Origin of the sequence: uncultured Microbacterium sp. (assembly GCF_963521645.1) — a bacterium.
Taxonomy (GTDB): domain Bacteria; phylum Actinomycetota; class Actinomycetes; order Actinomycetales; family Microbacteriaceae; genus Microbacterium.
Genome location: NZ_CAUQVQ010000020.1, coordinates 1 through 25,639, shown reverse-complemented (window position 1 = coordinate 25,639; position 25,639 = coordinate 1). Strand labels below are relative to the sequence as shown.

Here is a 25,639-nt window from a genome sequence, read left to right as displayed (position 1 = left end):
GATCAGCCGCGCGGGAGCTCCGCGAAGAACGATGCGAGCAGCTCGTCGACCCGGGCATGCATCTCCTCGTCGGAGATCGTCGGAGTGCCGTCGCCCGCCTGCGGCCCGTAGTCGCCGAACGAGGCATGGGATGCTCCCTCGATCTCGACCATCTCGGCATCCGGAGGCAGCAGAGGGCGTGCCGCATCGATCTTGGCGGGCGTGGAGAGACCGTCCTCGCTGCCCGAGATGCTGAGCACCGCGAGGGCGGAGTCCGACACGTCGTTCGCGCAGTACGAGCCGAACAGCACGAGGGCCTGCGCGTCTGCGGCGAGCTGGCACGCGCGCACGCCGCCGAGCGAGTGCCCGCCGACCGCCCAATCGTCGACGTCGGGAGCCGCGGAGGTGAACGCATCGAGCCCGCGCAGATCGAAGAAGGCGAGATTCAGCCACGGTCGCGTGATCACGACGGTCACACCCTCTTCTGCGAGACTCTGCAGGATCGGAGCGTACGCCCACGGGTCGACCTTCGCACCGGGCACGAACACGATCCCCTGGTCGGATTCTCCGTCGGCGGGCGTCAGCACGATTCCCTGCGCGGCGTCTTCCACCGTGATGGCCTCGTTCGCCGTCACGGTGGCGAGGGCCGCCGGTTCGGCCTGCATCACGCCGATCTGGCTCCAGGCGACGACTCCGCCGATCCCGAGCACGAGGATCGCGAGGAGACCCCATCCGAGGAACGTCAGGACCCGCCGGACACGCTTCTTCTGCACGGTTCCAGCCTACGTCGCAGAGGGCACGGAGCAGTCCGGGCGCGAGGCGCCCGGACTCATGAGGACGCCCCCTGTCGACGTCGTCGACAGGGGGCGTGGAATCGGGAGTTCGGGCTCCGGACTCCGGTCAGGAACCGCGCAGAGCGGTCTGCCGCGAGGCCACGGCGTCGCGGATCGCGGGGAACAGCGGGTGCTCGGGGTCGAGGCCGGTCGTCTGCGATGTGAAAGCGAGCGCGTCTTCGCTGCGGAGCAGGTTCTGCAACTCGACGGCCTGCTCGTCATCCGGCTCTTCGAACTCGAGAGCCGCCGCGACGGCTCCGACGAGCGCCACGGCCGGCAGGCCCCGCTCCGCGGCCATCGCGGCCGGTCCGATGAAGCGCTCGTGCCGTGAGATCTTGCGCAGCGGCTGGCGTCCCACACGCTGCACTGTGTCGACCAGCGCCGGGTTGCGGAAGCGCTCGAGGATGGTCGCGCGGTACTCGGCGAGGTCGGCTGGGTCGAGTCCGTGTTCGGCCACGAGGACCGCCGAGGTCTCCTCCAGGGCGGCGGAGACGCGGGCCGCGATGTCGGGGTCGGCGAGCGCGTCGGAGATGCGCTCGATTCCCGCGCGCGCACCGAAGTATGCCGTGGCGGCATGTCCCGTGTTCACGGTGAAGAGCTTGCGCTCGATGTACGGGGCGAGGTCCTCGACGAAGTGGGCCCCGGGGATGCTCGGCAGAGCACCGCCGAAGGCCTCCGACTCGATCGCCCACTCGTAATACGGCTCGACCGTGACGTCGACACCACCGTCGGCCGGCTGCCCGGGGACGATGCGATCCACGGCCGTGTTCGCGAACACCGCGCGGGAGAGCAGCTCGTCCGCATCCGCGCCCGCGGCCTTCTCGACCTCGGCGCGCAGCGTGTCCGTCGCACCGATCGCGTTCTCGCAGGCCATGACCTGCAGCGGAGCGGCGTCCGCGGAGCGGCGGGCGAGCCCTGCGACGATCGTCGGCGCCACGAAGCGCAGCACGGTGGGACCGACGGCGGTGGTCACCACATCCGCCGTGGCGATCTCCTCGGCCACGGCATCCGGATCGTTCTTGCTGTTCACAGCGCGGAAACCCGTGACGACGTGGTCGGTCCCCCCGGGACCCGCTTCGTGCACGGTGTACGAATCCACCGCGTTGATCGCGTCGACCAGAGCGTCGGCCACGTCGGAGAAGACGACCTCGTAGCCGCCCTCGTGCAGCAGCAGACCGACGAAGCCGCGGCCGATGTTGCCCGCTCCGAAGTGGACGGCCTTCATCAGTCGTTCACCGCCGAGAGCAGCGCGTACAGCTCGTCGGGGGTCTGCGCGGCGGTGAGCTTGGCGACGTCGTCCTCGTCCGAGAAGAGGATCGCGATCTGCGAGAGGATCTCGAGGTGCTCATCGCCCCGACCGGCGATGCCGACGACGAACGTCGCGGGCTCGCCGTCCCAGTCGACTCCGCCGTCGTACCGCACGACCGACAGCGCGGATCCGAGGATCGCATCCTTGGCATCGTTCGTGCCGTGCGGAATCGCCAGACCGTTGCCCATGTACGTCGACACCGTCTGCTCGCGCTGACGCATCGCGTCGACATACGCGGGGGTCACGGCACCCGCCGCGACGAGGATGTCGGTCGCCTCCTGGAGGGCGGCATCCTGCGTGCTGCCTCCCGGGTGGATGCGGACCTGGTCGAGGGTGAGAACGCTCATGGTGATTCCTTCTTTCTGAGAGTGTGGGGGCGGGGCGGATGCCGCAGCACCCGCCCCGCCCGGTCTGTCACGCGTCGGAGCCGCGCTGTTCGCGGACCATCTCGACGACCTCTTCGTACTTCGGCGAGTTCATGAAGTTGTCGACGGACACGTGCACGGAGTTCGGCGACTGCGCCTTCGCCCGATCGGTCAGCTGCTGCTGCGTGATGACCAGGTCGGCGCTGCCGTCGAGGTTCGCGATCGCCTGGTTCGTGACGGTGATGCCCTCGACCCCGGCCTTCTTGAACTTGTTGCGGAGCACGCTCGCGCCCATGGCCGACGAGCCCATTCCGGCGTCGCAGGCGAACACGATGTTCTCGATACGACGGTCGGTGGCGACACCGGCCGCGCCCGCCTTCGCCGCCAGTCCGCTCAGAGCGTCGGACGACTTGCCCTTGTTCGCCTCGGTCTGGGCGACGGCCGCCGCGAAGGCGTCCTCCTTCGCGAGATCCTTCTTGCGGCTCGCCCGCAGGATGAGCATCGAGATGACGAACGTGACCGCGGCCGACAGGACGACCGAGAGGATGACTCCCAGGTAGTCGGTTCGGAAGGTCTGCCCGAGCACCGCGATGATGCTGCCTGGCGCGGCCGGTGCGATGAGCCCCGTCTGGAAGATCATGTTGGTGGTGACACCGGTCATGCCGCCGGCGATGAGGGCCACGATCAGCACGGGCTTCATCAGAGCGAACGGGAAGTACACCTCGTGGATGCCGCCGAAGAACTGGATCACTGCGGCGCCGGGAGCGGACGCGCGCGCCGCGCCGATGCCGAACAGGGTGAAGGCGAGGAGCAGGCCGACGCCGGGGCCGGGGTTGGCCTCGAGCAGGAACAGGATCGACTTGCCGTCCTCCGCCGCCTGCTGCGTACCCAGCGGGGTGAGCACGCCGTGGTTGATCGCGTTGTTCAGGAAGAACACCTTGGCGGGCTCGATGAGGATGCTGGTCAGGGGGAGCAGGTTCGTCTCGACCAGCCAGTTCACGGCGGTCGACAGCACGTTCATGAGGCCGTTGACCAGCCACGCGACCGGGTAGAAGCCGATCACGACCATGACGAAGCCCCAGATGCCGGCGGAGAACATGTTCACCAGCATCTCGAAGCCGGACTTGATCTTGCCGTCCCACAGGGAGTCGAGCCACTTCATGGTGTACGCGGCGAGCGGCGCCATGATCATCGCACCGATGAACATGTGGATCTGGCCGAGCTGGTTGTCGTCAGGGAGCGTGGCGTTCACCTGGGCGATCAGGTAGTCGGAGCCGGCGATGGCACCCATGACCGCGATCGCCGCGACGACGCCGCCGCGGGTCTTGTAGACGATCACACCGCCCGTGTACGCGATGATGATCGGCAGCAGGTAGTGGATGATCGGACCGACCAGCGTCTCCAGCTGCGCGTTCGGCGTCCAGCCGACGGGGATGAAGAACGCCGTGATGATGCCCCACGCGATCAGTGCGGGGATGTTGGGCATGATCATGCCCGAGAGGAACGTGCCGAAGCGCTGCACGCCCGTTCGGAGGCCGCCTGCCTTCGTGGCGGCGGGTGACGTCGTCGTCATGATGTCGTCTCTTTCTGGTGAGGGGGGATGGTTGCCGCGGCGTCAGCCACGGCGAGGCGTGCACCGACGGCGTCGTCGGCCGCGAGTGCGAGTTCGGCGAAGTTGCGGGCTTCGTCGAGAGTGTGCTGCGACAGGGTGTGCCGCACGTCTGCGAGTGCCGAGGGGGCCATCGAGAGGCTCGTCGCTCCCAGGCCCACCAGCACGACCGCGAGCATCGGGTCTGCAGCAGCCTCGCCGCAGATCCCCACGGGCTTGCCGAGGCGCGCACCTGCCGCCCCGACCTCGCGGACGAGTCTCAGTACGGCGGGGTGCCAGGGGTCCTGGAATCCCGCGACGGAGCCGAGCATGCGGTCGGCGGCCATCGTGTACTGCGTGAGGTCGTTGGTGCCGATGGAGGCGAAGTCGGCGTGCGCGAGCACGCGGTCGGCGAGCAGTGCGCTCGCGGGCACCTCGACCATGACTCCGGCCGTCTTGAGGCCGTATTCGCGAGCGAGCGAGGTGAAGTACTCGGTCTCCTCGACCGTGGCCACCATCGGTGCCATGACCCAGAGCTCGGCGTCGGTGGCGGCATCCGCCTCGGCGAGCGCTGTCAGCTGCTCGCGCAGGATGTCCTCGCTCGCACGCAGAGCGCGCAGTCCGCGCAGCCCGAGGGCCGGATTCTCCTCGTGAGCGTCGTTCAGGAACGCCAACGGCTTGTCGGCGCCGGCGTCGAGCATGCGCACGACCACCTTCTTACCGGGGAACGCCTCCAGGAGCTGCTGATACGAGTCGCGCTGCTGCTGCACCGTGGGTGCCTGCGCCGAGGAGAGGAACAGGAACTCGGTGCGGAAGAGCCCGACGCCCTCGGCCCCACGTTCGACGGCATCGGATGCGTCTGCGGGCTTCCCCAGATTCGCCAGCAGCGGGATCAGCGTGCCGTCGGCGAGGGCGCCGGGGGTAAGCGGTGCGGCGTCCGCCGAGCGGCGGGCGGCGGCGCGCTGCTCGGCGCGCGTCTTCTCGTCATCCGACGGATCCACGGTGACGATTCCGGCGGCGGCGTCGACGATCACAGAGCTGCCGGTCGCGAGCTCGGAGGCCGCGGCGGCGCCGACGATCGCGACGATGCCCTTCTCACGGGCGAGGATCGCCGTGTGCGATGTGGGTCCTCCGTCGAAAGTGACCAGGGCGAGCACCTGGTCGAGGTTCAGCAGCGCCGTGTCGGCCGGGGCGAGATCGCGCGCGACCAGCACGAACGGATGGCCGGGATCGGGGACCCCCGGAGCATCGACGCCGCGCAGACGGGCGAGCACCCGCTGCGCGATGTCGTCGAGATCGGCCGCGCGCTCGCCGAGGTAGCCGCCGACGGCCTCGAGAGTGGCACGGAATCCGGCGAACGCATCGTGCACCGCCCACTCCGCGGTGGCGCCGTCATCGATGCGAGCGTCGACCTCGTCCTGGAGCGTCGGGTCTTCGGCGATCATCGCCTGAGCTTCGAGAACCTCCTGCGCAGACCCGCCGGCGCTCTCGCCGCGGGCGGTCAGCTCCCGTGCCACCGCGGCGATGGCCTCGCGGACCCTGCTGCGTTCCGCATCGGATCCCTGCGTGCTGGGGGTGTTCTCCGGAGCGGGCAGCGCCTCGGTCATCCTGACGACGACGCCCTGGGCGACGCCGAGGCCGATGCCGACTCCGCGCAGTTCGGTCATGCTCCGGCGTCCTGGTCGTGGTCGGTCGTGAGGAGCTCGGTGAGCGTGTCGAGCACCGCGTCGGCACCGTCGCCCTCAGCGGACAGCGTGACGTAGTCGCCGTGCTCGACAGCGAGCGCGATCACACCGAGGATGCTGGCCGCGTTGACCGCCTTGCCCGAGTCCTTGGCGATCGTCACGGGGATACCGGAGTCCTTCGCGGCCTGCGCGAACAGCTTCGCCGGACGCGCGTGCAGGCCGTGGGATGAGCCGATGCGGACGGTGCGGGAGACGGTCATGATGTTCCTTTCGGGGTGGTCGTGACGTCGATGAGGATCGACCGCGCGAATGCGAGGGTGCGCGCGCCGTCGCGGTCCGAGAACACGTCCTCGGGCAGCAGCGCCACCGGCGCAGCGGCGGCGTCGCGGATGGCATCGACGCGGTCGGCCAGGTGGGGGCCGACGAGCACGAGATCGTGACCGCCCGCGGAGACCGAATTCTCCATGCCCGCAGAGGCGTCCCACTCGAGACCGGCGTCTGCCGCCGCTCGACGGAGTCGCTGCGCGACGAACGTGCTCGACGCGCCCGCGCCGCACACCACGAGGATCCTCATTGATGCCACCTTTCCTGAGAACAGTCTGGGAACTGGCGCGGAGTCACGCCAACACGATCGTTTCCGCCCCTCCGGAACATCGGTTTCGCCGCCAAGGCTCCGCGTAGCTGACATCATGGAAGTCACGCCAGGACAGAGCGGTCGGCACGAAGCAGGGGGAGGATCATGTCGCGTCAGCGCCAGGACCAGCTCCTCGCGATCCTGCTGCGTCAGGGCACGTGGGCGACGGCCGCGAGCCTCGCCGACCAGTTGGGCGTGACTCCGCGCAGCATCCGCTCCTATGTCGCGGCCCTCAACGCCCGCACCGGCGGCTCGGACGCCGTCGAGTCGGGTCCGGCCGGCTATCGCGTCGGCGCGGGTGCCCGCGACGCGCTGCGCACACGGCAGGCGGGGGAGTCGGCGCCGCGGGATCGGCTGCATTCGCTCGTGCGCACGCTGCTCGACGTGCCGGGCGGCATAGACGTCTTCGAGATGGCCGATCGTCTGCACGTCAGCGAGGCGACCGTCGAGTCCGACCTCTCTCGCGTGCGGAGCCTGCTCGACGGCACCGAGCTCGTCCTCGAACGAGACCGCGAGGTGGTGCGTCTACGGGGTACCGAAGCCGCACAGCGACGACTGCTCTCGCGTCTGGCTCACGATGAGATGGATGCGGCCTCGTTCCAGCCCGAGACCTTCCGCCGCGCTCTCGCCGCCACCGCGGTCGGGGCCGACTCCGTGGCCCCGTTCAAATCCGACCTGGTCCGTGAGCTCGGGATGCTGGGCTACTACGTCAACGAACTCGCCATCTCCGATGTGCTGCTCCACATCGCGATCGCGGCCGAGCGGGTCGCGGCCGGTCACGCACTCGACTCGGCGCCGCCCAGTGCACGGGAGGAGATCCCCCGGGTGGGCTCGGTGATCGCCCGCCTCGCGGAGGAGCACTTCGCGGTCGCACTCGGCGAGGGCGACAGCGGCCACCTCGCCTCCCTCGTGCTGACGCGCATCGTGGCCCCGGGGCGGGACGCGACCCGCGAGGTCGCTCGCAGCGGCGTGGCACCGGAGGTCGAAGCGGCCGTGCGTGCCGAACTCGCCCGTGCGGCGCATGACTTCGAGGTCGATCTCGTCGACGAGACCTTCGTGCTGCGTCTGGCTCTGCACGTGCAGAATCTGCTCCGGCGTGCCGAGGAGAGCGCGCTCACCCGCAATCCGCTCACACGATCGCTCAAGTCGTCCTACCCGATGATCTTCGAGGTCGCGGTGTCGATCGCGAGCGGACTGCACGATCGGCTCGGCACGCCGATCCACGATGACGAGATCGCGTACATCGCCATGCACGTGGGCGGACGCCTCGAGCGCAGCCGCAAGGCCGAGTCGATCCTGACCGCGACCATCGTCTGTCCCGGCTACTACGAACTGCACGAGCTGCTGCGCTCGAGCGTCGACCGCTCGCTCGGCACGGCGATCGAGGTGACCAGCGTCGTCACCGAGGTCGATCCCGACTGGGGAGCCTTCGAGACCGATCTGGTGCTCACGACCATCGAGCCCGGCGCCGCCGGCGATCGTTTCGTGCGCATCCAGCCCTTCCTCACCGGGGCGGACGTCGACCGCATCCAGCAGGCCGCGGCGCGCGTCCGCCGCGGACGCCGGTTGACGCGGCTGCGCGCCGAGCTCGCCCGGTACTTCGTGCCGGACGCCTTCATCCACCCGCTCCCCGACGACGGGGAGGAGGCGATCATCCGTCGACTGGGCGGACTGCTCGTCGACGCCGGACTCATCGGCGACGACTACGTGGAGAACACGATCGCCCGCGAGCGCATGTCGTCCACCGCGTTCACGGATTCCCTCGCCGTGCCGCACGCGCTGCAGATGACGGCGACGCGCACGGCGATCGCCATCGGAGTCGCGGACGGGTCAGCGGCGTGGGGCGAGGCGCGTGTGCAGGTGGTCGCGCTCGCCGCGTTCAGCGAGAGCGACCGCGCCGCGTTCCAGACGGTGTTCGAGCAGCTCGTCGAGGTGTTCAGCGAGCGCGAGAGCGTGCAGCGCATCGTGCGCCGCGGCACCACCTTCGAGGCCTTCCTCGACGAGCTCGTGGCGGTCATCGACGGCTGACGCCCTGCGGCCTCCGCCTCGGCGTGCGGGGAGCAGTCGATGCGGCTGGTCAGTGCAGCGGGTCCAGCACCGACGCGAGAGTCTCCAGCACGCTCTCGGCGCCCGCGGCATCGGGCGTCTCGAGCACGACGACGTCGCCGGGGGCGAGGCCGAGATCCATGAGCGCGAGAACGCTGCTCAGGTCGACCACCGCCCCCGTCGAGGTCTGCAGGGTCACCGCGTGCGGGTGCGCCTGCACCACCCGCACGAGCTCTGCGACGGGACGCGCATGCACCCCGTTGTGAGCCGTGATGACCACCTGTCTTCTCGGCATGCTCTAAGAGCGCTCTTCCAGCAGGGTCCGCACGGCCGTCTCGAGCTCGGCGACGATCTCCGTCGCGCGCTGGGCCGAATCCGCCTTCGCGTCGATGTAGACCTTGAGCTTCGGCTCGGTGCCACTCGGTCTCACCACGATGCGCGAACCGTCGTCCAGGCGGTAGCGGAGCACGTCGCCAGAGGGTGCGCCGTCGGTCGACTGCAGCAGATCCTCGGCCGAGGCGACCGGATGGGCGTCGAACCGGGCGGGCGGCAGGGTGCGCAGCGACAGCATCACGCGCCCGATCATCGAGAGGTCGTCGACGCGGATCGACACCTGACCGCTCGCGAAGTGGCCGTAGGTCTCACCCAGCTCGGCGATCGACTCCGCCAGCGACGACCCGCGCTCGTGGGCCTCGGCGGCGAGTCCCAGCACCGCCACGGCGGCCGAGATCCCGTCCTTGTCGCGCACGGTCTCGGGGTTCACGAGATAGCCGAGCGCCTCCTCGAACCCGTAGACGATGCCGGGAGCCCGGGAGATCCACTTGAACCCGGTCAGCGTCTCGTGGAAGCCGAGTCCGTGATGCGCGGCGATCTCTCCGAGTCCGGGTGAGGACACGAGGGAGCAGGCGAGCGACGCGTCGCCGCGGCCTTCTGCGGCTCTCGCGGCACGGGCGCCGAGGAGCAGACCGACCTCGTTCCCCGTGAGGCGTCGCCATCCGCTCGCCGACGTGGCGTCGGGAACGGCCACCGCGAGGCGGTCGGCGTCGGGGTCGTTGGCGATGATGAAGTCCGCCTGCACGCGGCGGCCGCGCGCGAACGCGAGATCCATCGCTCCCGGCTCCTCGGGGTTGGGGAACGCCACGGTGCGGAACGTGGCGTCGGGCGTCAACTGCTCGCCGACCACCATGGGCTGCGGGTAGCCGGCAGCCGCCACGATCTTCGACAGGGTCTCCCATCCCACGCCGTGCATGGCCGTGTAGACCCAGCGCAGACCCGAGGCCGACGCCGGGGCGGGTGCCACCGCGGCGGTGGCGGCGACGTACGCGTCGACCACGTCCTCGCCCGCGATCTCATAGGCGGTCGAGCGGGGGAGAGCGGAGACGTCGGCTGCGTCGGCCACGCGCTGGATGTGGGCGGCGATCTGCGCATCCGCCGGTGCCACGATCTGTGCGCCCTGGTCGGCGCCGCCGAGATACACCTTGTAGCCGTTGTCGTTCGGCGGGTTGTGCGAGGCCGTGACCATGACGCCCGCATCCGCCCCGAGGTGTCGCACGGCGAAGGCGAGCACGGGCGTGGGCAGCAGACGCGGCAGAAGGATCGCCCGGAGCCCGGCCCCCGCGAACAGCTCCGCCGAGTCGGTCGCGAAGACGCGCGAATTGCGACGACCGTCGAATCCGATGACCACGGTGGGCGTCGCACCCGCCGCGCGTTCGCGCAGGTACGCCGCGAAACCTGCGGCCGCCTGGGCGACGAGCACGCGGTTCATCCGGTTGCTCCCGGCGCCGATCGCTCCGCGCAGACCCGCCGTGCCGAACGCGAGCCTGGTGCCGAACCGGTCGTCGAGATCCGCCATCGCGCTCTCGTCTCCTGCGGCGGCGCGAGTGACGATGCCGCCGAGCTCGTCGCGGGTCTCGTGATCGGGGTCCTGCCGCATCCAGGCGCGCGCCTGGGCCAGGCGCTCCTCGCTCACAGCGCCTCCACCACGCGGGCCAGCAGGGCCGAGATCACGGGCTCGGCCTCACGCCCTGCCTCGATCACCTCGGCATGGCTGAGCGGCGTCTGCTGGATGCCGGCAGCGAGGTTCGTGATGAGCGAGAAGCCCAGGATCTCCATGCCCGCCTCACGGGCGGCGATCGCTTCGAGCGCCGTCGACATGCCGACGATGTGGCCGCCGATGTGCTTCGCCATCTGCACTTCGGCGGGCGTCTCGTAGTGCGGGCCGCGGAACTGCGTGTACACGCCCTCGTCGAGCGTCGGGTCGACGCTGCGGGCGATGTCACGCAGTCGCCGGGAGTACAGGTCGGTGAGGTCGATGAACGTGGCCCCCTCGAGGGGCGAATCCGCCGTGAGGTTGATGTGGTCGCTGATCAGCACGGGCTGGCCGGGGGTCCAGGTCTCGCGGACTCCGCCTGCACCGTTCGTGAGGACCATGATCTTCGCGCCGGTGGCCGCAGCCGTGCGGACCGAATGCACGACGCGACGCACGCCGTGACCTTCGTAGTAGTGCGTGCGCGCGCCGATGACGAGCACGTTCTTGCCGTCGGGAGTGCGGATGCTGCGCAGAGTCCCGACGTGGCCGTCGAGTGCCGGCTTCGAGAAGCCGGTCACCTCGGTGGCGGGGATGGTCGCCGTGGTCTCGCCGATGATGTCGGCCGCCTTGCCCCAGCCGCTGCCGAGGGTGAGTGCGATGTCGTGCTTCTCGACTCCGGTGAGCCGCGCGATGTCTGCGGCGGCTGCGGAGGCGACCTCGAACGGGTTCGCGGTGGGATCGTCGAGGGGGTTGGTCTGTGTTTCGGACATGGATCCACTCTAGGAAGGTGCAGGCTCGGGAGCCAGGATTGCGAGAGAATGGAAACTATGTCTTCCACCCCCTTTGAGCGCACTCAGCGCGTCGCCGTGCTCGGCGGCGGTCCCGGCGGCTACGAGGCGGCACTCGCCGCCGCCCAGCTCGGAGCGGAGGTGACCCTGGTCGAGCGCGTCGGCGTCGGCGGGGCCGCGGTTCTCACCGACGTCGTTCCCTCGAAGAGCCTGATCGCGACGGCGGATGCCGCGATCGCGATCTCGGAGGCATCCGACCTGGGCGTGCAGTTCTACGCGAAGGGCGAGCACGGCAAGCCGCTGAAGCCCGAGATCGCGATCAACCTCGCCGCCGTCAACAAGCGCCTCATCGCCCTCGCCGGACAGCAGTCCGAGGACATGCGGTCCGCGCTGCTCGAAGCCGGAGTGCGCATCCTGTCCGGCCACGGGCGCCTCGAGGGGCCGAACGCGATCATCGTCTCGACCGGTCACGGCGGCACGGACTTCGACCGCATCGAGGCCGACACCATCATCGTCGCCGTCGGCGCCTCGCCGCGCGAGCTCGACTCGGCGAAGCCCGACGGCAAGCGCATCCTCACCTGGACGCAGCTGTACGACATGAAGGCTCTTCCCGAGCACCTCATCGTCGTCGGGTCGGGTGTGACCGGTGCCGAGTTCGCCTCGGCCTACATGAACCTCGGTGCCAAGGTCACGCTCGTGTCCAGCCGCGACCAGGTGCTGCCGGGTGAGGACCAGGATGCCGCGCGCGTGCTCGAGAAGGTCTTCACGCGCGGTGGCATGACTGTGCTCTCGAAGGCCCGCGCCGAGAAGGTCGAGGTCACGAAGGACGGCGTGACGGCGACGCTGTCGGACGGCCGCACGGTCGACGGCAGCCACTGCCTCATGGCCGTCGGATCGATCCCCAACACGGCGGGCATCGGCCTCGAGGAGGCAGGCGTCGAGCTCGACGAGAGCGGACACGTCCGCGTCAACCGCGTGGCTCGCACCTCGGTTCCCAACGTCTACGCCGTCGGCGACTGCACGAACTTCTTCCCGCTGGCATCCGTCGCGTCGATGCAGGGCCGCACGGCCGTCTTCCATGCGCTGGGCGACATCGTGATCCCGCTCGAACTGATCAAGATCACGTCGAACATCTTCACCGCGCCCGAGATCGCGACGGTCGGATACTCCGAGAAGGATGTCGAGGACGGCGTCGCCGACGGGCTCGTCTACAAGCTGCCGCTCGCCGCCAACCCGCGGGCGAAGATGATGGGCATCAAGGACGGCTTCGTGAAGCTCATCGCCCGCAAGGGCTCCGGCACCGTGATCGGCGGCGTGATCGTCGGGCCGAAGGCATCCGAGCTCATCTACCCGATCGCCGTCGCAGTCGAGCGGCGTCTCACCGTCGACCAGGTCTCCCGCGTGTTCGCCGCGTACCCGTCGCTGTCGAGCAGCATCACCGACGCGAGCCGGGCGATGCACCTCGTCAACGCGAAGATCTCATAGCTCTCTGCGGCCCGTCGTCCCAGGGAGGGCACAGGACTGCTGTGGTCTGGCGCGGTGCTCTCCCTGTTCCGCCCGACCGCTCTCGCGGCAGCTGCCCGCACGCCGTCCGGACTGAGGGAATGACGAAGGCCCCCACCTCCGGGGTGGGGGCCTTCGTCGTGATGCGTGCGGTCAGCTGATCGTGAGCAGCTGGTGCCCGGCCGAGACCGTGGTGCCGGCGACCGCGCCGATGTTGCCGATCGTCCCGTCCTTGTGCGCCTGCAGCGGCTGCTCCATCTTCATGGCCTCGAGGACCACGACGAGGTCGCCCTTGACGACCTGCTGCCCTTCCTCGACCGCGACCTTGACCACCGTGGCCTGCATCGGCGACTTGACGGCGTCTCCCGACGCGCCGGCGCTGACCGACGTGGCGTGGCTGCGGCGCGACGGCGGCACGGCGGCAGGTCGGCCGACGGCGCCGGAAGCGACGGCCACGCGATCGGGGAGGCTGACCTCGAGACGCTTGCCAGCGACCTCGACGACCACGGTGTGACGGTTCTCCGCAGGGGAGGGCGCTTCGAGTTCGCCGTCCCACGCGGGGATGTCGTTGACGAATTCGGTCTCGATCCAGCGGGTGAAGACGCCGAACTCGCCGTTCTCCGCGGTGAACGCGGGGTCGTTCACGACCTTGCGGTGGAAGGGCAGCACCGTCGGGAGACCTGCGACCTCGAACTCCTCGAGGGCGCGGCGCGAGCGCTCGAGAGCCTCGGCCCGGTCCTTGCCCGTGACGATGATCTTCGCGAGCAGTGAATCGAACGCGCCCGAGACCGAGTCGCCGGCGGTGACGCCCGAGTCGAGACGGATGCCGGGGCCGCCGAACGTCTTGAAGACATGGATGGGGCCGGGCTGCGGCAGGAACCCGCGACCCGGGTCTTCGCCGTTGATGCGGAACTCGAACGAGTGGCCGGTCGGCTTCGGGTCGTCGTAGTCGATCGTGCCGCCGGCGGCGATGCGGAACTGCTCGCGCACGAGGTCGATGCCGGTGACCTCCTCGGACACCGGGTGCTCGACCTGCAGGCGGGTGTTGACCTCGAGGAACGACACGGTGCCGTCGGCGCCGATGAGGAACTCGCAGGTGCCGGCGCCGACGTAGCCGACCTCCTTGAGGATGGCCTTGGAGGCCGAGTAGAGCAGATAGTTCTGCTCTTCGGTCAGGAACGGCGCAGGGGCCTCCTCGACGAGCTTCTGGTGTCGACGCTGCAGCGAGCAGTCGCGCGTCGAGATCACGACGACATTGCCCTCGGCATCCGCCAGGCACTGGGTCTCGACGTGGCGCGGCTTGTCGAGGTACTTCTCGACGAAGCACTCGCCGCGTCCGAAGGCCGCGACGGCCTCGCGGGTCGCGGACTCGAACAGCTCGGCGACCTCGTCGAGTTCGCGAGCGACCTTGAGACCGCGCCCTCCGCCGCCGTATGCGGCCTTGATGGCGATCGGCAGACCGAACTCCTTCGCGAAGGCGACGACCTCGTCGGCGCCCGCGACCGGCCCGGGGGTGCCGGGTGCGAGAGGTGCGCCCACCTTCTCGGCGACGTGGCGCGCGGTGACCTTGTCTCCGAGCGCCTCGATGGCGTCGGGGGAGGGACCGATCCAGGTCATGCCTGCGCCGATCACGGCTCGGGCGAAGTCTGCGTTCTCGGCGAGGAAGCCGTAGCCCGGGTGCACGGCGTCTGCGCCGGCGCGACGGGCGATCGAGAGGATCTTCTCGATCTGCAGGTAGGTCTCGGCGCTGGTCGAGCCGTCGAGGGAGAACGCCTCGTCGGCGAGACGGGTGTGCAGAGCGTCGCGATCCTGGTCGGCGTACACGGCGACCGAGGCGATCCCCGAGTCGCGAGCGGCACGGATGATGCGTACGGCGATCTCGCCGCGGTTGGCGATGAGCACCTTGGCGATATCAGGCATGCTTGCCAGCCTAGCGAGAAGGCCCGCAATCCATTTGACGACTCTCCACAAGAAAGTGGGAGAAACGTCGATGAGACCCTACGACCAGAGGGCTGTCCATTCGACGCCGAGTTCCGCGGCGAGACGACGCACGGTCGACAGCGACATGCCCACGACGGTCGAGGGGTCACCCTCGACGCGGGTGATGAAGGCCGCACCCAGGCTGTCGACCGTGAAGGCGCCCGCGACGTGCAGCGGCTCGCCCGACGCGACGTAGGCGGCGATCTCGGCGTCCGTGATGTCGTCGGCGAACGTGACCGATGCCTCGGCGGTGGCCGTGACCTCGGTGAGAGGCTCGCCCGGTGAGACGCGGAAGACCGAATGGCCCGAATGCAGGATGCCGGTCGCCCCGCGCATCTCGACCCAGCGACGCGTGGCCTCCTCCGGCGTGTAGGGCTTGCCGTACACGCGCCCCGCCAGAGCGAACATCGAGTCGCCGCCGATCACGATGCCGTCGAAGTCGCCCGCGGCCTCGAGGGTCCGAGCGACCGCGGCCGCCTTGGCCCTGGCGAGCAGCAGCACGAGTTCAGCGGGGGCGAGCTCGGCGCCGCGCTCGGCCTCAGCGGCGGCTGCCACGGCATCCTCATCGACGTCGGGCGACACCGTGAGCGGCTCTATCCCGGCCTGCCGGAGCAGCACCAGGCGGGCGGGGGAGGTCGAGGCGAGGCATACGCGCATGGTGACCACCGTATCCTCGAAGGATGACCTCTTCCCCAGCCCTGCTCGATCTGGACATCACCGGCATCGCGCACGGCGGCACCTTCATCGCCCGACACGAGGGACGCGTCGTGTTCGTCTCCGACGCGATCCCCGGCGAGCGCGTGCGTGCGCGAGTGAGCGCGGACTCGACGGGGGAGTCGAAGAGCTTCTGGCGGGCCGAGACCGTCGAGGTCCTCGAGGCCTCGCCGCACCGCCGTCCGCACATCTGGGCCGAGGCCGATGTGTCGCGGGCGCCGGAGCAGCGCCCCGGCGGCGCCGATCTCGGTCACATCGACCTCGACCACCAGCGCGTGCTGAAGCGGCAGGTCCTGTCGGAGGCGCTCGACAGGTTCGCCGGCTCCGGGATCGACGCCCCCGAGATCGAGGCGGTCGACTCGACCGACGGTACCGGCTGGCGCACGAGGGTGACGCTGCACGTCGACGATCACGGGCAGGTCGGCCCCTACGCCGCGCGCAGTCACCGCGTGATCCCCGTCGGCTCGCACCCGCTGGCGCGTCCGGCGATCGCGCAGGCCGCCCTCGACCTCGCGGGCGGTGCGGCAGGCAGCGTGGACCTGATCGAACCCGGAGACGGCCAGGTGCGGATCATCCGGCGCGAGCGACTCGACGAGCGCCCCGCGCGCGGACACGGCCGACGTCCTGCACCCGAGGTGGTCTACGAGCAGGTGGGTGATCGACGCTTCCAGGTCGACGCCGGCGGTTTCTGGCAGGTGCATCCGCGCGCCGCATCCGTGCTCGACGGCGCGGTCTACGGCATCCTCGACGGGCATGTCGACCCCGACAAGACGCACTTCGACCTGTACGGAGGAGTGGGGCTGTTCGCGGCATCGCTCGCCGATCTCGGCGGTACCGACATCGTGACGGTGGAGTCGAGCCGACGTGCGACCGCTCACGCCCGGCAGAACCTCGCTCCGCTCGACGTCACCGCCGCCACGGCGCGCGTGGACCGCTACCTGGCGGGGGTCCCGGCGGGCACGAGAGCGGGAGCGGTGGTCCTGGATCCGCCCAGATCGGGTGCCGGACGTGCGGTGGTCGACGCGCTCGACGCGCTCGCACCCGAGGCGATCGCCTACGTCGCCTGCGACCCCGTGGCACTCGCGCGCGACCTCGGCTTCTTCCGTGAGCACGGGTGGAAGGCGGGGACGCTCCGCGGCTTCGACCTCTTCCCGCACTCGCATCATTTCGAGGTCGTCGCGCTGCTCACGCGGTGACGAGGATCGACGCTCGTGCGAATCACTAGGCTGGGTGGATGAGCAGGGTCGCACTGATCGACGATCACGAATCCGTTCGCCTCGGTCTCGAGGCGGCGTGCGCTCGCGACGGCGAGCAGTCGGTGGTGTTCTCGGGCAGTACCGTCCTCTCGTATCTCGAATGGCGCATCGCCACAGCCTCGCCGTCCGCCGATGTGGTCGTGCTCGATCTGACTCTGGGCGACGGCACGACCGTCACGGAGAACGTCGCGTCCCTCGTGACGGACGGGGCGAGCGTCGTGATCCACAGCGTCGCCGACCGGCCGGCGGCAGTGCGTGAGGCGCTCGCCGCGGGTGCAGCGGGCGTCGTGAGCAAGTCGTCGGCACTCGACGACGTGCTCGACGCGATCCGCACCGTCGCGCAGGGAGAGGCGCTCAACAACGTCGAATGGGCGAGCGCGGTCGACGGCGACCGCGACTTCGCAGATGCTCAGCTCTCGGTGCGGGAACGAGAAGTGCTGCGACTGTATGCCACAGGGCTGCCGCTGAAGGCCGTGGCGGAACGGCTGGGCGTCGCGTATTCGACGGCGAAGGAGAACATCACTCGGATCCGCGTCAAGTACGTCGACGTCGGCCGGCCGGCACCCACCAAGGTCGATCTGCTCCGCCGTGCGATGGAGGACGGCATCGTCGCCGCAGACGGGGCGCCGAGTGCCCACTGACCAGCTCAGCATCCGCGGGGCCTGGAGCACGATACCTTCTCCGGGCAGCGTGGAGACGGAGTTCGAGCGCTTCACCGGGAAGCGGATGGAGCGGATCCTCGCGACGGTCGTCGCGGTCGGTTCGTCGGTCCTCGGCGTGCAGGCGTTCATCGCGGCGGTCGCCGGCATGTCGTGGGACGAGTCACCGCGCATCGCGATGCTGCTCGCTGTCTCGGTGCCGCTCGCCGCGATGCTGGTCGCCTGCGTGGTGGGCCGCGGGGTGCGCACGGCATCCGGTGTCTTCGCGGTGGCCTACGTGCTGGCGCTCGGAGCATGGCCGACCATCGTGGGCGTGGGCGACGGGGCAGCGTCCGAGCAGCCGTGGATCTTCTTCCTGGTCAACGTCGGCGTCGTCGCAGCGATGCTCGCCTTTCCGCTCTGGCTGCAGTTCACCTGGGCGGTCGGTCTGCCGTTCGTCTACGGCTACGTGAGACTCGTCGAAGGGGAGTTCTCTCCGGAGTTCTGGGTGACCACCGCGTTCGACGTCTCGTTCACCTTGATCCTCGGCATCGTCATCGTCTCGCTGGGGTGGATGTTCCGATCGGTCGCCGCGGGTGTCGACGAGGCGCGAGCCCAGGCGGTGTCCTCGTACGCGGCGGCAGCCGCCGCAGCCGCCGCCGAGGAGGAGCGCATCGCGATGTCGGCGCTCATGCACGACAGCGTGCTCGCGGCGCTCATCGCCGCGGAACGAGCCGAAGGCGAGCGCGCTAGGGAGCTCGCGGTCGGCATGGCGCGTGAAGCGCTGACCCGGCTGGCGAACACCGAGGCGGCAGTCGCGCAGGAAGGCAGCGACGAGCCCGTCTCCGCGGCGCAGATCGTGGTCGAGCTCCGCCGAGCGCTCTCCGAGCTCGGAGCCGATGCGATCGTCGAAGAGCGGGGAGGGGCCGGCCTCATCCCCGGGCGCGTGGCGCGGGCGCTCGTGCTCGCCGCGCGACAGGCACTCGGCAACGCGGTGACGCACGCGCATGGACGCGGGCTGCACATCATCGTGGAGGGACGGGGCGATGAGGGGATCAGCGTGACGATCTCCGACGCGGGAGCAGGCTTCGACCTCGCAGCGATCGGCCAGGACCGCCTCGGCATCCGTGCGTCCATCCTCGCCCGCATGGCCGGTGTGGCCGGCACGGCGGAGATCGACTCGAATGCGTCGGGGACCACGGTCTCGCTCGGGTGGGTGCGCGCATGAACAGAACCGTGCGCAGCGTCGCCACCTCGCTCGCGGTGGGCTTCGCGATGTACTTCGCAGCGCGCGGGATCTGGTGGATCGAACAGCCCACGGGCCCGCTGCTCATGGTCGCCGCGATCGCTCTCTATCTCGTGGTCGTGAACATCGCGATCCTCTGGGATTCGGCGATCGTCGTGCGCATGCCTCTGTGGGCTGCGGTCCTCGCGCTCGTCTCGGCCGCGATCATTCCGGTGCTCGTGACGCTCTCGCTCGATCCCCTGCGGCTGCGCGCGCCGTTCGCGACGTGGTACGTCGGTGCGCTCGGCGTCCTGGCGGTGGTGTGCATCGTCCGGCGGAGGTTCGTCATCGGATGGGCGATCGTCGTGCTGCTCGCCGTCGAGTCCTCGATCTATCTCGGTGTCGGCCACGCACTCTCGCTGGGTCTCGTCGGCTCGGTGATGTGGGCCGCTGTCGCACACCTTCTCGTCATGTTCTGGGATCGCGCGGTGCGCGACACGGAACGACTCGCGGGCATCCAGCAGGCCGTCTCGGCATGGCATGCCACGCAGCAGGTGCGTCAACGGGAACGCCGGATGCGCACCCAGTTCGCTCTGGCGGTGGCGGGGCCGGTGCTGAGCCGCGCGGTGGCCACGGGCGGCGCACTCGACGCCGACGAACGGCTGGAGGCGCGGCTGGCCGAGGGCCGCCTGCGCGACGAACTCCGTGGGGCCGATCTGCTGAACGACGCGGTGCGGGACGCGATAGCCGACGCGCGCCGGCGCGGGGCGGTCGTGACGGTGTTCGACGAGGGTGGGCTCGGCGATGTCGACGACACTCGGCGAGAGGAGATCCGCGACGAGCTCGCCGAGGTGCTGCGCAGCGCCGAGGCCGAGCGGTGGATCATCCGTGCGGCGAGCGATCCGCAGACGGCCGTCACCATCGTCGGCCGTGCACGCGCGGGCGGGACGAGCGACGACGACGCGGTGGATGTCTGGCACGAGATCCCGCGGGAATCCCGCATCCGCTGACAGCAGGCCGTTCGCCCTCTGTCCTCGGCTCCGACCGGGGGAGGGGATCGGAGTCGAGGTCAGTCAGAATGGGCGAGGGGCGGCGATGCCGCCAGCCCCTCGCCATGCGGAACAGTTACCCGAAAACCGTCCGCCTGTGGCTGATCTGCGTCTGTCTACCCTGGGACGGAGAGATCAGCCGAACGCGAAGCGTCCCCTTCAGTCTCGGCCCTCGTCAACACGTCTGTCTGTAGGTATTTTGGGGGACAAGGATCACCCGGATATGCGAGATGATGAGGCATGGGAATGCGTCGAGGAACAAATCTTCCCCGGATGGGCGATTTCAACCAGTCGGTGATCCTCGAGGCGATCCGACGGTCGGTCGAGGGGCTCAGCAGGATCGAACTCGTCGAGGCGACCGGCCTCTCGGCGCAGACCGTCACCAACATCACGCGCCGACTGCTGGACGACGGCGTCATCGCCGAAGCGGGCCGCACGATCAACGGTCCCGGCAAGCCGCGCGTCACACTCAGGCTCGTCGCCGAGAGCCGCGTCGCAGTGGGGGTGCACCTCGACCCCGCCGTCATCACGGTCGTGCTGCTCGACATCGCGGGCACGGTCCTCCGGCGCCGAGCAGTGCGCCCGGACGACCGGGATCCCCGCGCAGTGATCGGAATGATGGCCGGCGCGATCGACGAGCTGATCGCCGAGGCGGGGATCGACCGCGCGCGGGTGGCCGGCATAGGGGTCGCCGCGCCGGGTCCGCTCGACGCGGAGCGGGGCACCGTGATCGATCCGCCGAAGCTCGACGGGTGGAACAGGGTGCCGTTGCGTGCGGTCCTGGCAGAGGCGACGGGGCTTCCGGTCGCGGTGGAGAAGGACACGACCGCTGCAGCGGTCGGAGAGACGTGGACGGGCAGCGGTGCCGTCGACGATTCCTTCCTCTTCGTGTATCTCGGCACGGGGATCGGCACGTCACTGGTGCGTGAGGGCGACGCGGTCAGAGGGAGCTCGCACAACTTCGGCGAAGTCGGGCACATCATGGTCGATCCCGACGGGCCCCCGTGCGCATGCGGGTCTCGAGGGTGCGTCGAGGTCGTGTGCACCCCGCAGGCCATCGTCGAGCGCGCAGAACGCAGGGGGATACTGGACGGCGACCGTCGGGCCAGCGACATGCATGCCGTCGAAGAGCGCTTCACGCAGCTCTCCGAACGAGCGGAAGCGGGCGAGGCACCGGCGGTGGAGGTGATCGAGCAGGCGGCGCATGCGCTGGCGGTGCTGATCTCGGTGCTCACCGACGTGCTCGACGTCGACCGTGTCGTGCTCGGCGGCCCTTTCTGGGATCGGGTCTCCGGCATCTATCTTCGCGAGATCCCCGGCGAGCTCCGGCGGCGGAGCGCCACTCGTGAGGTGCATGAGATCCCGGTCTCGGGGACCGTCATCGGTGACGATGTCGGTGCCGTCGGTGCCGCATGCGTCGTGCTGGATCTCGCCCTCACCCCCCGCGCGTCGGATCTCTACCTGGAACGGTGAGACCCGCATCGACGTCCTCGCGCCCGGTATATCGGAATCGGGAGGACGAATATCTCCAATCGATGTACGATCGACCGGGGGACGCGCGACTGGGGGGATGCGAGCACGTCTCTCTCGCATCCATGGCGAAGTCGTCTGCGGGGCCCGGAACCGGGGGGTCGAAGGGTCCTGCAGACCTTCGTGCCGGCTGCTGCGCCGCGGTGCGTCAGCCCGAGAAGCGACCCCAGGGGATGTCCCGACGCAGCGGTGTCCGCATCGGCCGTTGCGTACGCGTCCATGCCGACACCACCGGGTCCTCGGCCACGGCGTTCGCGCTCTCCTGCGCGTAGGCGTGGCTGACGACGGCGATGAGTGCCGCGAGCTCCTCGTCGGACGCGTTGCCGCGAGTGATCTCGATCGTCGGCGGGTGCTCCGCCGACGACCGCGGGTTCGGCTGCTCGGTCACAGCGGGATGTTCCCGTGCTTCTTGGGCGGAAGCTCGGCACGCTTGCCCCGCAGTGCGCGAAGCGCCTTCGCGATCGAGACGCGCGTGTTGGCCGGCTCGATGATGCCGTCGATCTCTCCGCGTTCGGCGGCGAGGAAGGGAGAGGTCACGCTGTAGGTGTACTCGTTCGCGAGGCGCGTTCGCACCGCCGCGACGTCTTCACCGGCTTCCTCCGCCTTCTTGATCTCGTTGCGATAGAGGATGTTCACGGCACCCTGGCCGCCCATCACAGCGATCTCGGCGGTGGGCCACGCGAGGTTCACGTCGGCCCCGAGCTGCTTGGAGCCCATGACGATGTAGGCGCCGCCGTATGCCTTGCGCAGGATCACGGTGACCATGGGCACGGTGGCTTCGGCGTAGGCGTAGATGAGCTTCGCGCCGCGGCGGATGACGCCCGTCCACTCCTGGTCCGTTCCGGGGAGGTACCCGGGGACGTCCACCAGCGTGACGATCGGGATCGAGAACGCGTCGCAGAAGCGCACGAACCGACTGGCCTTCTCGCCGGCCTCGATGTTGAGCGTGCCCGCCATCTGCGAGGGCTGGTTGGCGATGATGCCCACCGAGCGTCCTTCGACGCGGCCGAATCCGATCACGATGTTCGGAGCGAACAGCGGCTGCACCTCGATGAAGTCTCCCGCGTCGACGACGTGCTGGATCACGGTGTGGATGTCGTACGGCTGGTTCGGCGAGTCGGGGATGATCGTGTTGAGGGAACGGTCGGCATCGGTGGTCTCCCACTCGAAACCGCTCTCATATCCCGGGATCTCCGCCATGTTGTTGTCGGGCAGGAAGCTGAGCAGGGTGCGCGCGTAGTCGAGCGCGTCGTCCTCGTCCTCGGCGAGGTAGTGGGCCACTCCCGAGCGCGTGTTGTGGGTGAGGGCGCCGCCGAGCTCCTCCATGCCGACGTCCTCGCCGGTGACAGTCTTGATCACGTCGGGTCCGGTGACGAACATCTGGCTCGTCTTGTCGACCATGATGACGAAATCGGTGAGCGCCGGGCCGTACACGGCACCGCCTGCGGCGGGTCCCATGATGATCGAGATCTGCGGGATGACTCCGGATGAGCGGGTGTTCAGTCGGAAGATCTCGCCGTACTTGCTGAGCGCCAGGACGCCCTCCTGGATGCGAGCCCCGCCGGAGTCGAGGATGCCGATGATCGGCATCCCGTTGGTGAGCGCGAACTCCATGATCTTGATGATCTTGTCGCCCGAGACCTCGCCGAGCGAGCCGCCGAACGTGGTGAAGTCCTGGGAGTAGACGGCGACCGTGCGTCCGTTGATCGTCCCGACGCCGGTGACGACCGAATCGCCGTACGGGCGGTTGCGGTCCATGCCGAATGCTGTGGTGCGATGACGCACGTACTCGTCGAACTCGACGAAGCTCCCGGGATCGACGAGCAGCTCGATGCGCTCGCGGGCGGTCATCTTGCCCTTCGCATGCTGCTTCTGGTGCGCAACCTTCTCCGCGTCGACAACGGCTTCGTTGTAGCGAGCGCGGAGGTCTGCGATTCTGCCGGCGGTGGTCGAGAGTTCGGGCTTGTCCGTCACGGATTCCACCCTATCGTCGGCTCAGCCCGTGCCGTTGGATGCTCACCACAACGGGTCGCGGATTCCTTTGGCGAGTGTGGTGTGCTCGCGGCACCCCTCACGGAGGGGGGCGTCACTCCGCAGCGCGAGGGCGGTCGGTGGCGCCGGACTGCGTCGAGCTCGCGTCGCTCGGGAAGCCGTGGCCGCCGGGTGATTCGATCTCCGGCGTGCCCTTGGCGCGGCGAGGTCCGACCGCAGCGATCCTGCGCCCCGCCCAGCCGACCCCTCTGACGACGGTGCCGGCTGCCCCGGCGACCGCGCCTCCGACGTACTGCGCGCCATGGAGCATCCTCGACTCGATCCGCTCGGCCCCCTCCACCGGCTCGAGCTCGGGCGGCAGATCCATGGGCGCAGCGCCGAATGCATGGTGCGAGGTGGTCAGCACGCGCCGACCGAGGATGTGGTTGCCCGCGCCGCCGACCGCCGCTCCGACGCCGAAGGGGAGAGCCTTGCCGATGAAGGACGCCCCGCCGGTCGCGGCGAACTGCCTCACGAACATGCTCTTCAGGCGGTCGACCAGCGGACCGACCGCTGCCCGAGGGAGCGACTTCGTCACCATCTCGCCCCAGTAGGACGATCTCGATCCGCCGCGGCCGGTGGCTTCGCCCGCGAGCTGTCCGACGAGGGCCACTCCCTCTTTGCCGAGCATCAGCGTCATCACGAGCGCCCGGGCACGGTCGGGGTTGGCGATGGCGATGCCGTGCACCTCGGCCACGGACTGGGCGAACAGCGCCGTGGACTCCACGAAGCCGACTGTCTCGACCCCGGAGAGTGCGAGGGTGATCCCCGTGCCGATTCCGGGGACGACCGCTGTCGCACCGACTGCGGCACCGCCCGTCGTCACAGCGGCCAGGTAGCGCCGCTCGAGGATGCGGATGATCTCGGCGGGAGACGCCTGCGGGTTGCGCAAGCGGATGCTGCGGATGTGCGCGAGCACGAGCGGGCGCTGGATCGCGAGCACGCGGTCGAGGCCGCGGACCATGAGGGGATGCTCCGTCGACCCCACGGGAGGGACCCCTCTGTCCCACGGGGAATCGTCGGGGAGGGAGTGGATCTTGTGCACCTTGGGGGCCATGGGTCGATCCTAGGAACCCAGACCGCGAAAACGCCGAAAGCCCGGTGCCCTTGACGGCACCGGGCTTTCGTGGAAGCTGATCAGACGAACAGGTTGGCCCGCTCGAGGTCTTCGGCGAAGTCGACCTCGACAGCGTAGAGGTCGGACACGTCCATCGGCTCGAGGAGGAGTCCGTCTTCGGCGATCGCGAGCTCGAGACCGCGCTCGAAGTAGTCCTGGTCTTCGACGCGCTGCAGCTGGCGCATGAACGACTTCTTGCTCGCGGAGGAGATGTAGTTGATTCCCACGGCCTCGCCGAGACCGCCCTTGACGGTCTTCGAGAGCTCCTTGATGAAGCCCTCAGCAGTGACGGTGTACTTCACCTCTTCGTCGCTGACCTTCGAGGTGTTGACGGTCACGAACGACTGGTCCCGCTCGATGTAGGCTGCGGCGCGGCCGAGGATCATCGGGTCGAAGACGACGTCTCCGTTCATCCAGAGGACACCGCCCTTGCCCGTGGCGGCCAGTGCGCGGAGCAGGCTCTTCGAGGTGTTGGTCTCGTCGTAGCGCTCGTTGTGCACGTAGTTGACCGAGGGGAACGCCTCGATGATGGTCTCGGCGCGGTAGCCCACGACGGCGGTGATGCGGGCATCGGAGCCGAAGGCGGCGCGGATGTTGTCGTGCTGCTGGCGCATGATGGTGCGCCCGTCGCTCAACTCGGTCAGCGGCTTCGGCAGCGCGCGACCGAGGCGCGAGCCCATACCTGCGGCGAGGATGACGGTCTGAAGAGTCACGAGAGCTCCTAAAGAAGTTGTGTTCACGATCGGTTCACCGATCAGACACTTCGTCGTGCCGAGAGTCATGCTAGCGACCGAGCCTGGGAACATGCGGGAGCAGGAGGCGCCGTTGCCGTTTCGTGACCCAGTACACACCCAACGCCCAGATTCGTCCAGGGGGCGATGAACGAAATGCCGAAATGCCACTCGACGTACGGCCAATTGTTTCGGGGAGCCGAAGAAACTCAGCCCTCGTTGATACCGTAGAAAGGTGACTGCCTCCCCCGAAGACCGCCCCGACGAGGTGGCCGACCCCGTGTCGAACCCCACCAAGAAGACGACGGCCCGGAAGGCGCCCGCGAAGAAGGCGGCGAGCGACCGCACTCCGCCCCGATCCGCTGACGACAGGGCGGCTGCCACGGGCGAGGTGGTCATCGAGCCCATCACGAGACCGGCCGGATCAGCGTCGGGCACGAAGTCCACCGGCTCGGCGGCGCGCACGGCTGCGGCGCGGAACACGGCGGCCGTCAAGGGCGCATCCGCTGCGAAGAAGAGCACCGCGCGCACTGCGAGTGCTCGTACAGGCCGGACGACGTCCGCAGCAGCGCGGACCGCGTCGACCCGCACGGCAGGGGAGTCCTCGGA

The 25,639-nt window shown here is 69.3% G+C and carries 23 protein-coding genes and 1 pseudogene; 8 read left to right on the top strand and 16 right to left on the bottom strand.

Annotation, left to right across the window (positions count from 1 at the left end):
- Positions 1-2 precede the first annotated feature (2 nt).
- From RWO82_RS06975 to RWO82_RS06945, 7 genes are all read right to left on the bottom strand, one after another.
- On the bottom strand, positions 3-752 hold the full coding sequence (locus tag RWO82_RS06975) for an alpha/beta hydrolase (protein WP_314425084.1): 750 nt from the start codon (positions 750-752) through the stop codon (positions 3-5).
- A gap of 127 nt (positions 753-879) precedes the next feature.
- The gene (locus RWO82_RS06970) at positions 880-2,037 is read right to left on the bottom strand and encodes a mannitol-1-phosphate 5-dehydrogenase (protein WP_314425081.1); all 1,158 of its coding nucleotides are present in this window, start codon (positions 2,035-2,037) and stop codon (positions 880-882) included.
- Positions 2,037-2,468, bottom strand: a complete 432-nt coding sequence (locus RWO82_RS06965) for a PTS sugar transporter subunit IIA (RefSeq protein ID WP_314425079.1) — start codon at positions 2,466-2,468, stop codon at positions 2,037-2,039. Before RWO82_RS06965 ends, RWO82_RS06970 begins: the two co-directional genes overlap by 1 nt.
- 67 nt (positions 2,469-2,535) lie before the next feature.
- Positions 2,536-4,059 (bottom strand): PTS mannitol transporter subunit IICB, encoded by a 1,524-nt coding sequence (locus tag RWO82_RS06960; RefSeq protein WP_314425077.1) that lies wholly within the window; start codon positions 4,057-4,059, stop codon positions 2,536-2,538.
- Complete coding sequence (ptsP, locus tag RWO82_RS06955; RefSeq protein ID WP_314425076.1) at positions 4,056-5,741, bottom strand: phosphoenolpyruvate--protein phosphotransferase; 1,686 nt, start codon at positions 5,739-5,741, stop codon at positions 4,056-4,058. Before ptsP ends, RWO82_RS06960 begins: the two co-directional genes overlap by 4 nt.
- Complete coding sequence (locus RWO82_RS06950) at positions 5,738-6,019, bottom strand: HPr family phosphocarrier protein (protein ID WP_314425074.1); 282 nt, start codon at positions 6,017-6,019, stop codon at positions 5,738-5,740. Before RWO82_RS06950 ends, ptsP begins: the two co-directional genes overlap by 4 nt.
- Positions 6,016-6,333, bottom strand: a complete 318-nt coding sequence (locus RWO82_RS06945) for a hypothetical protein (protein WP_314425072.1) — start codon at positions 6,331-6,333, stop codon at positions 6,016-6,018. Before RWO82_RS06945 ends, RWO82_RS06950 begins: the two co-directional genes overlap by 4 nt.
- 165 nt (positions 6,334-6,498) lie before the next feature.
- On the opposite strand from RWO82_RS06945, the gene RWO82_RS06940 reads away from it, so the two are divergent.
- Positions 6,499-8,421, top strand: coding sequence for a PRD domain-containing protein (locus RWO82_RS06940; protein WP_314425071.1), 1,923 nt, complete (start codon positions 6,499-6,501; stop codon positions 8,419-8,421).
- 49 nt (positions 8,422-8,470) lie between these two features.
- On the opposite strand, the gene RWO82_RS06935 is transcribed toward RWO82_RS06940, so the two are convergent.
- Genes RWO82_RS06935 through RWO82_RS06925 form a run of 3 tightly spaced genes read right to left on the bottom strand, consistent with a single transcriptional unit; the run spans position 8,471 to position 11,238 of the window.
- The gene (locus RWO82_RS06935; RefSeq protein ID WP_314425070.1) at positions 8,471-8,734 is read right to left on the bottom strand and encodes an HPr family phosphocarrier protein; all 264 of its coding nucleotides are present in this window, start codon (positions 8,732-8,734) and stop codon (positions 8,471-8,473) included.
- A 3-nt stretch (positions 8,735-8,737) separates the two neighbouring features.
- Positions 8,738-10,408: a phospho-sugar mutase gene (locus RWO82_RS06930; protein ID WP_314425068.1), complete on the bottom strand. Its 1,671-nt coding sequence runs from the start codon at positions 10,406-10,408 to the stop codon at positions 8,738-8,740.
- Positions 10,405-11,238 (bottom strand): purine-nucleoside phosphorylase, encoded by an 834-nt coding sequence (locus RWO82_RS06925; protein WP_314425066.1) that lies wholly within the window; start codon positions 11,236-11,238, stop codon positions 10,405-10,407. The genes RWO82_RS06930 and RWO82_RS06925 overlap by 4 nt, the downstream gene beginning before the upstream one ends.
- Before the next feature lie 48 nt (positions 11,239-11,286).
- On the opposite strand from RWO82_RS06925, the gene RWO82_RS06920 reads away from it, so the two are divergent.
- Entirely contained in the window at positions 11,287-12,741 is a 1,455-nt protein-coding gene (locus RWO82_RS06920; RefSeq protein WP_314425064.1) for an NAD(P)H-quinone dehydrogenase, read from the top strand.
- A 171-nt stretch (positions 12,742-12,912) separates the two neighbouring features.
- Here the strand turns inward: RWO82_RS06920 and RWO82_RS06915 are convergent, their stop codons facing one another.
- Together RWO82_RS06915 and RWO82_RS06910 are read right to left on the bottom strand one after the other, a co-directional pair.
- Positions 12,913-14,679, bottom strand: coding sequence for a biotin carboxylase N-terminal domain-containing protein (locus tag RWO82_RS06915; protein WP_314425062.1), 1,767 nt, complete (start codon positions 14,677-14,679; stop codon positions 12,913-12,915).
- Positions 14,680-14,757: 78 nt separating this feature from the next.
- Positions 14,758-15,396 carry a Maf family nucleotide pyrophosphatase gene (locus RWO82_RS06910; RefSeq protein WP_314425060.1) on the bottom strand — a complete coding sequence of 213 codons (639 nt, stop codon included), beginning with the start codon at positions 15,394-15,396 and terminating at the stop codon, positions 14,758-14,760.
- 23 nt (positions 15,397-15,419) lie between these two features.
- Between RWO82_RS06910 and RWO82_RS06905 the strand changes: the two genes are divergently transcribed.
- The 5 genes from RWO82_RS06905 to RWO82_RS06885 all read left to right on the top strand — a co-directional run bounded on the left by RWO82_RS06905 (position 15,420) and on the right by RWO82_RS06885 (position 21,094).
- Complete coding sequence (locus tag RWO82_RS06905) at positions 15,420-16,649, top strand: TRAM domain-containing protein (protein ID WP_314425058.1); 1,230 nt, start codon at positions 15,420-15,422, stop codon at positions 16,647-16,649.
- A 38-nt stretch (positions 16,650-16,687) separates the two neighbouring features.
- Positions 16,688-17,350, top strand: coding sequence for a response regulator transcription factor (locus RWO82_RS06900; protein WP_314425056.1), 663 nt, complete (start codon positions 16,688-16,690; stop codon positions 17,348-17,350).
- Positions 17,340-18,575 carry an ATP-binding protein gene (locus tag RWO82_RS06895; protein WP_314425054.1) on the top strand — a complete coding sequence of 412 codons (1,236 nt, stop codon included), beginning with the start codon at positions 17,340-17,342 and terminating at the stop codon, positions 18,573-18,575. Before RWO82_RS06900 ends, RWO82_RS06895 begins: the two co-directional genes overlap by 11 nt.
- A complete protein-coding gene (locus RWO82_RS06890; RefSeq protein ID WP_314425052.1) occupies positions 18,572-19,582 on the top strand; it encodes a hypothetical protein in 1,011 nt (336 codons plus the stop codon). The genes RWO82_RS06895 and RWO82_RS06890 overlap by 4 nt, the downstream gene beginning before the upstream one ends.
- 312 nt (positions 19,583-19,894) lie before the next feature.
- Complete coding sequence (locus tag RWO82_RS06885; protein WP_314425050.1) at positions 19,895-21,094, top strand: ROK family transcriptional regulator; 1,200 nt, start codon at positions 19,895-19,897, stop codon at positions 21,092-21,094.
- 205 nt (positions 21,095-21,299) lie between these two features.
- Here the strand turns inward: RWO82_RS06885 and RWO82_RS06880 are convergent, their stop codons facing one another.
- The 4 genes from RWO82_RS06880 to RWO82_RS06865 form a co-directional block, all read right to left on the bottom strand.
- Positions 21,300-21,539: an acyl-CoA carboxylase subunit epsilon gene (locus RWO82_RS06880; protein ID WP_314425048.1), complete on the bottom strand. Its 240-nt coding sequence runs from the start codon at positions 21,537-21,539 to the stop codon at positions 21,300-21,302.
- Positions 21,536-23,125: an acyl-CoA carboxylase subunit beta gene (locus RWO82_RS06875; protein ID WP_399540727.1), complete on the bottom strand. Its 1,590-nt coding sequence runs from the start codon at positions 23,123-23,125 to the stop codon at positions 21,536-21,538. Before RWO82_RS06875 ends, RWO82_RS06880 begins: the two co-directional genes overlap by 4 nt.
- Before the next feature lie 112 nt (positions 23,126-23,237).
- On the bottom strand, positions 23,238-24,239 hold the full coding sequence (locus RWO82_RS06870) for a hypothetical protein (RefSeq protein WP_314425044.1): 1,002 nt from the start codon (positions 24,237-24,239) through the stop codon (positions 23,238-23,240).
- 80 nt (positions 24,240-24,319) lie between these two features.
- Positions 24,320-25,012 carry an NTP transferase domain-containing protein gene (locus RWO82_RS06865; protein WP_314425042.1) on the bottom strand — a complete coding sequence of 231 codons (693 nt, stop codon included), beginning with the start codon at positions 25,010-25,012 and terminating at the stop codon, positions 24,320-24,322.
- A gap of 253 nt (positions 25,013-25,265) precedes the next feature.
- Here RWO82_RS06865 and RWO82_RS06860 point away from each other — a divergent pair.
- Positions 25,266-25,639, top strand: a pseudogene (locus RWO82_RS06860) (hypothetical protein); the annotation flags it as partial.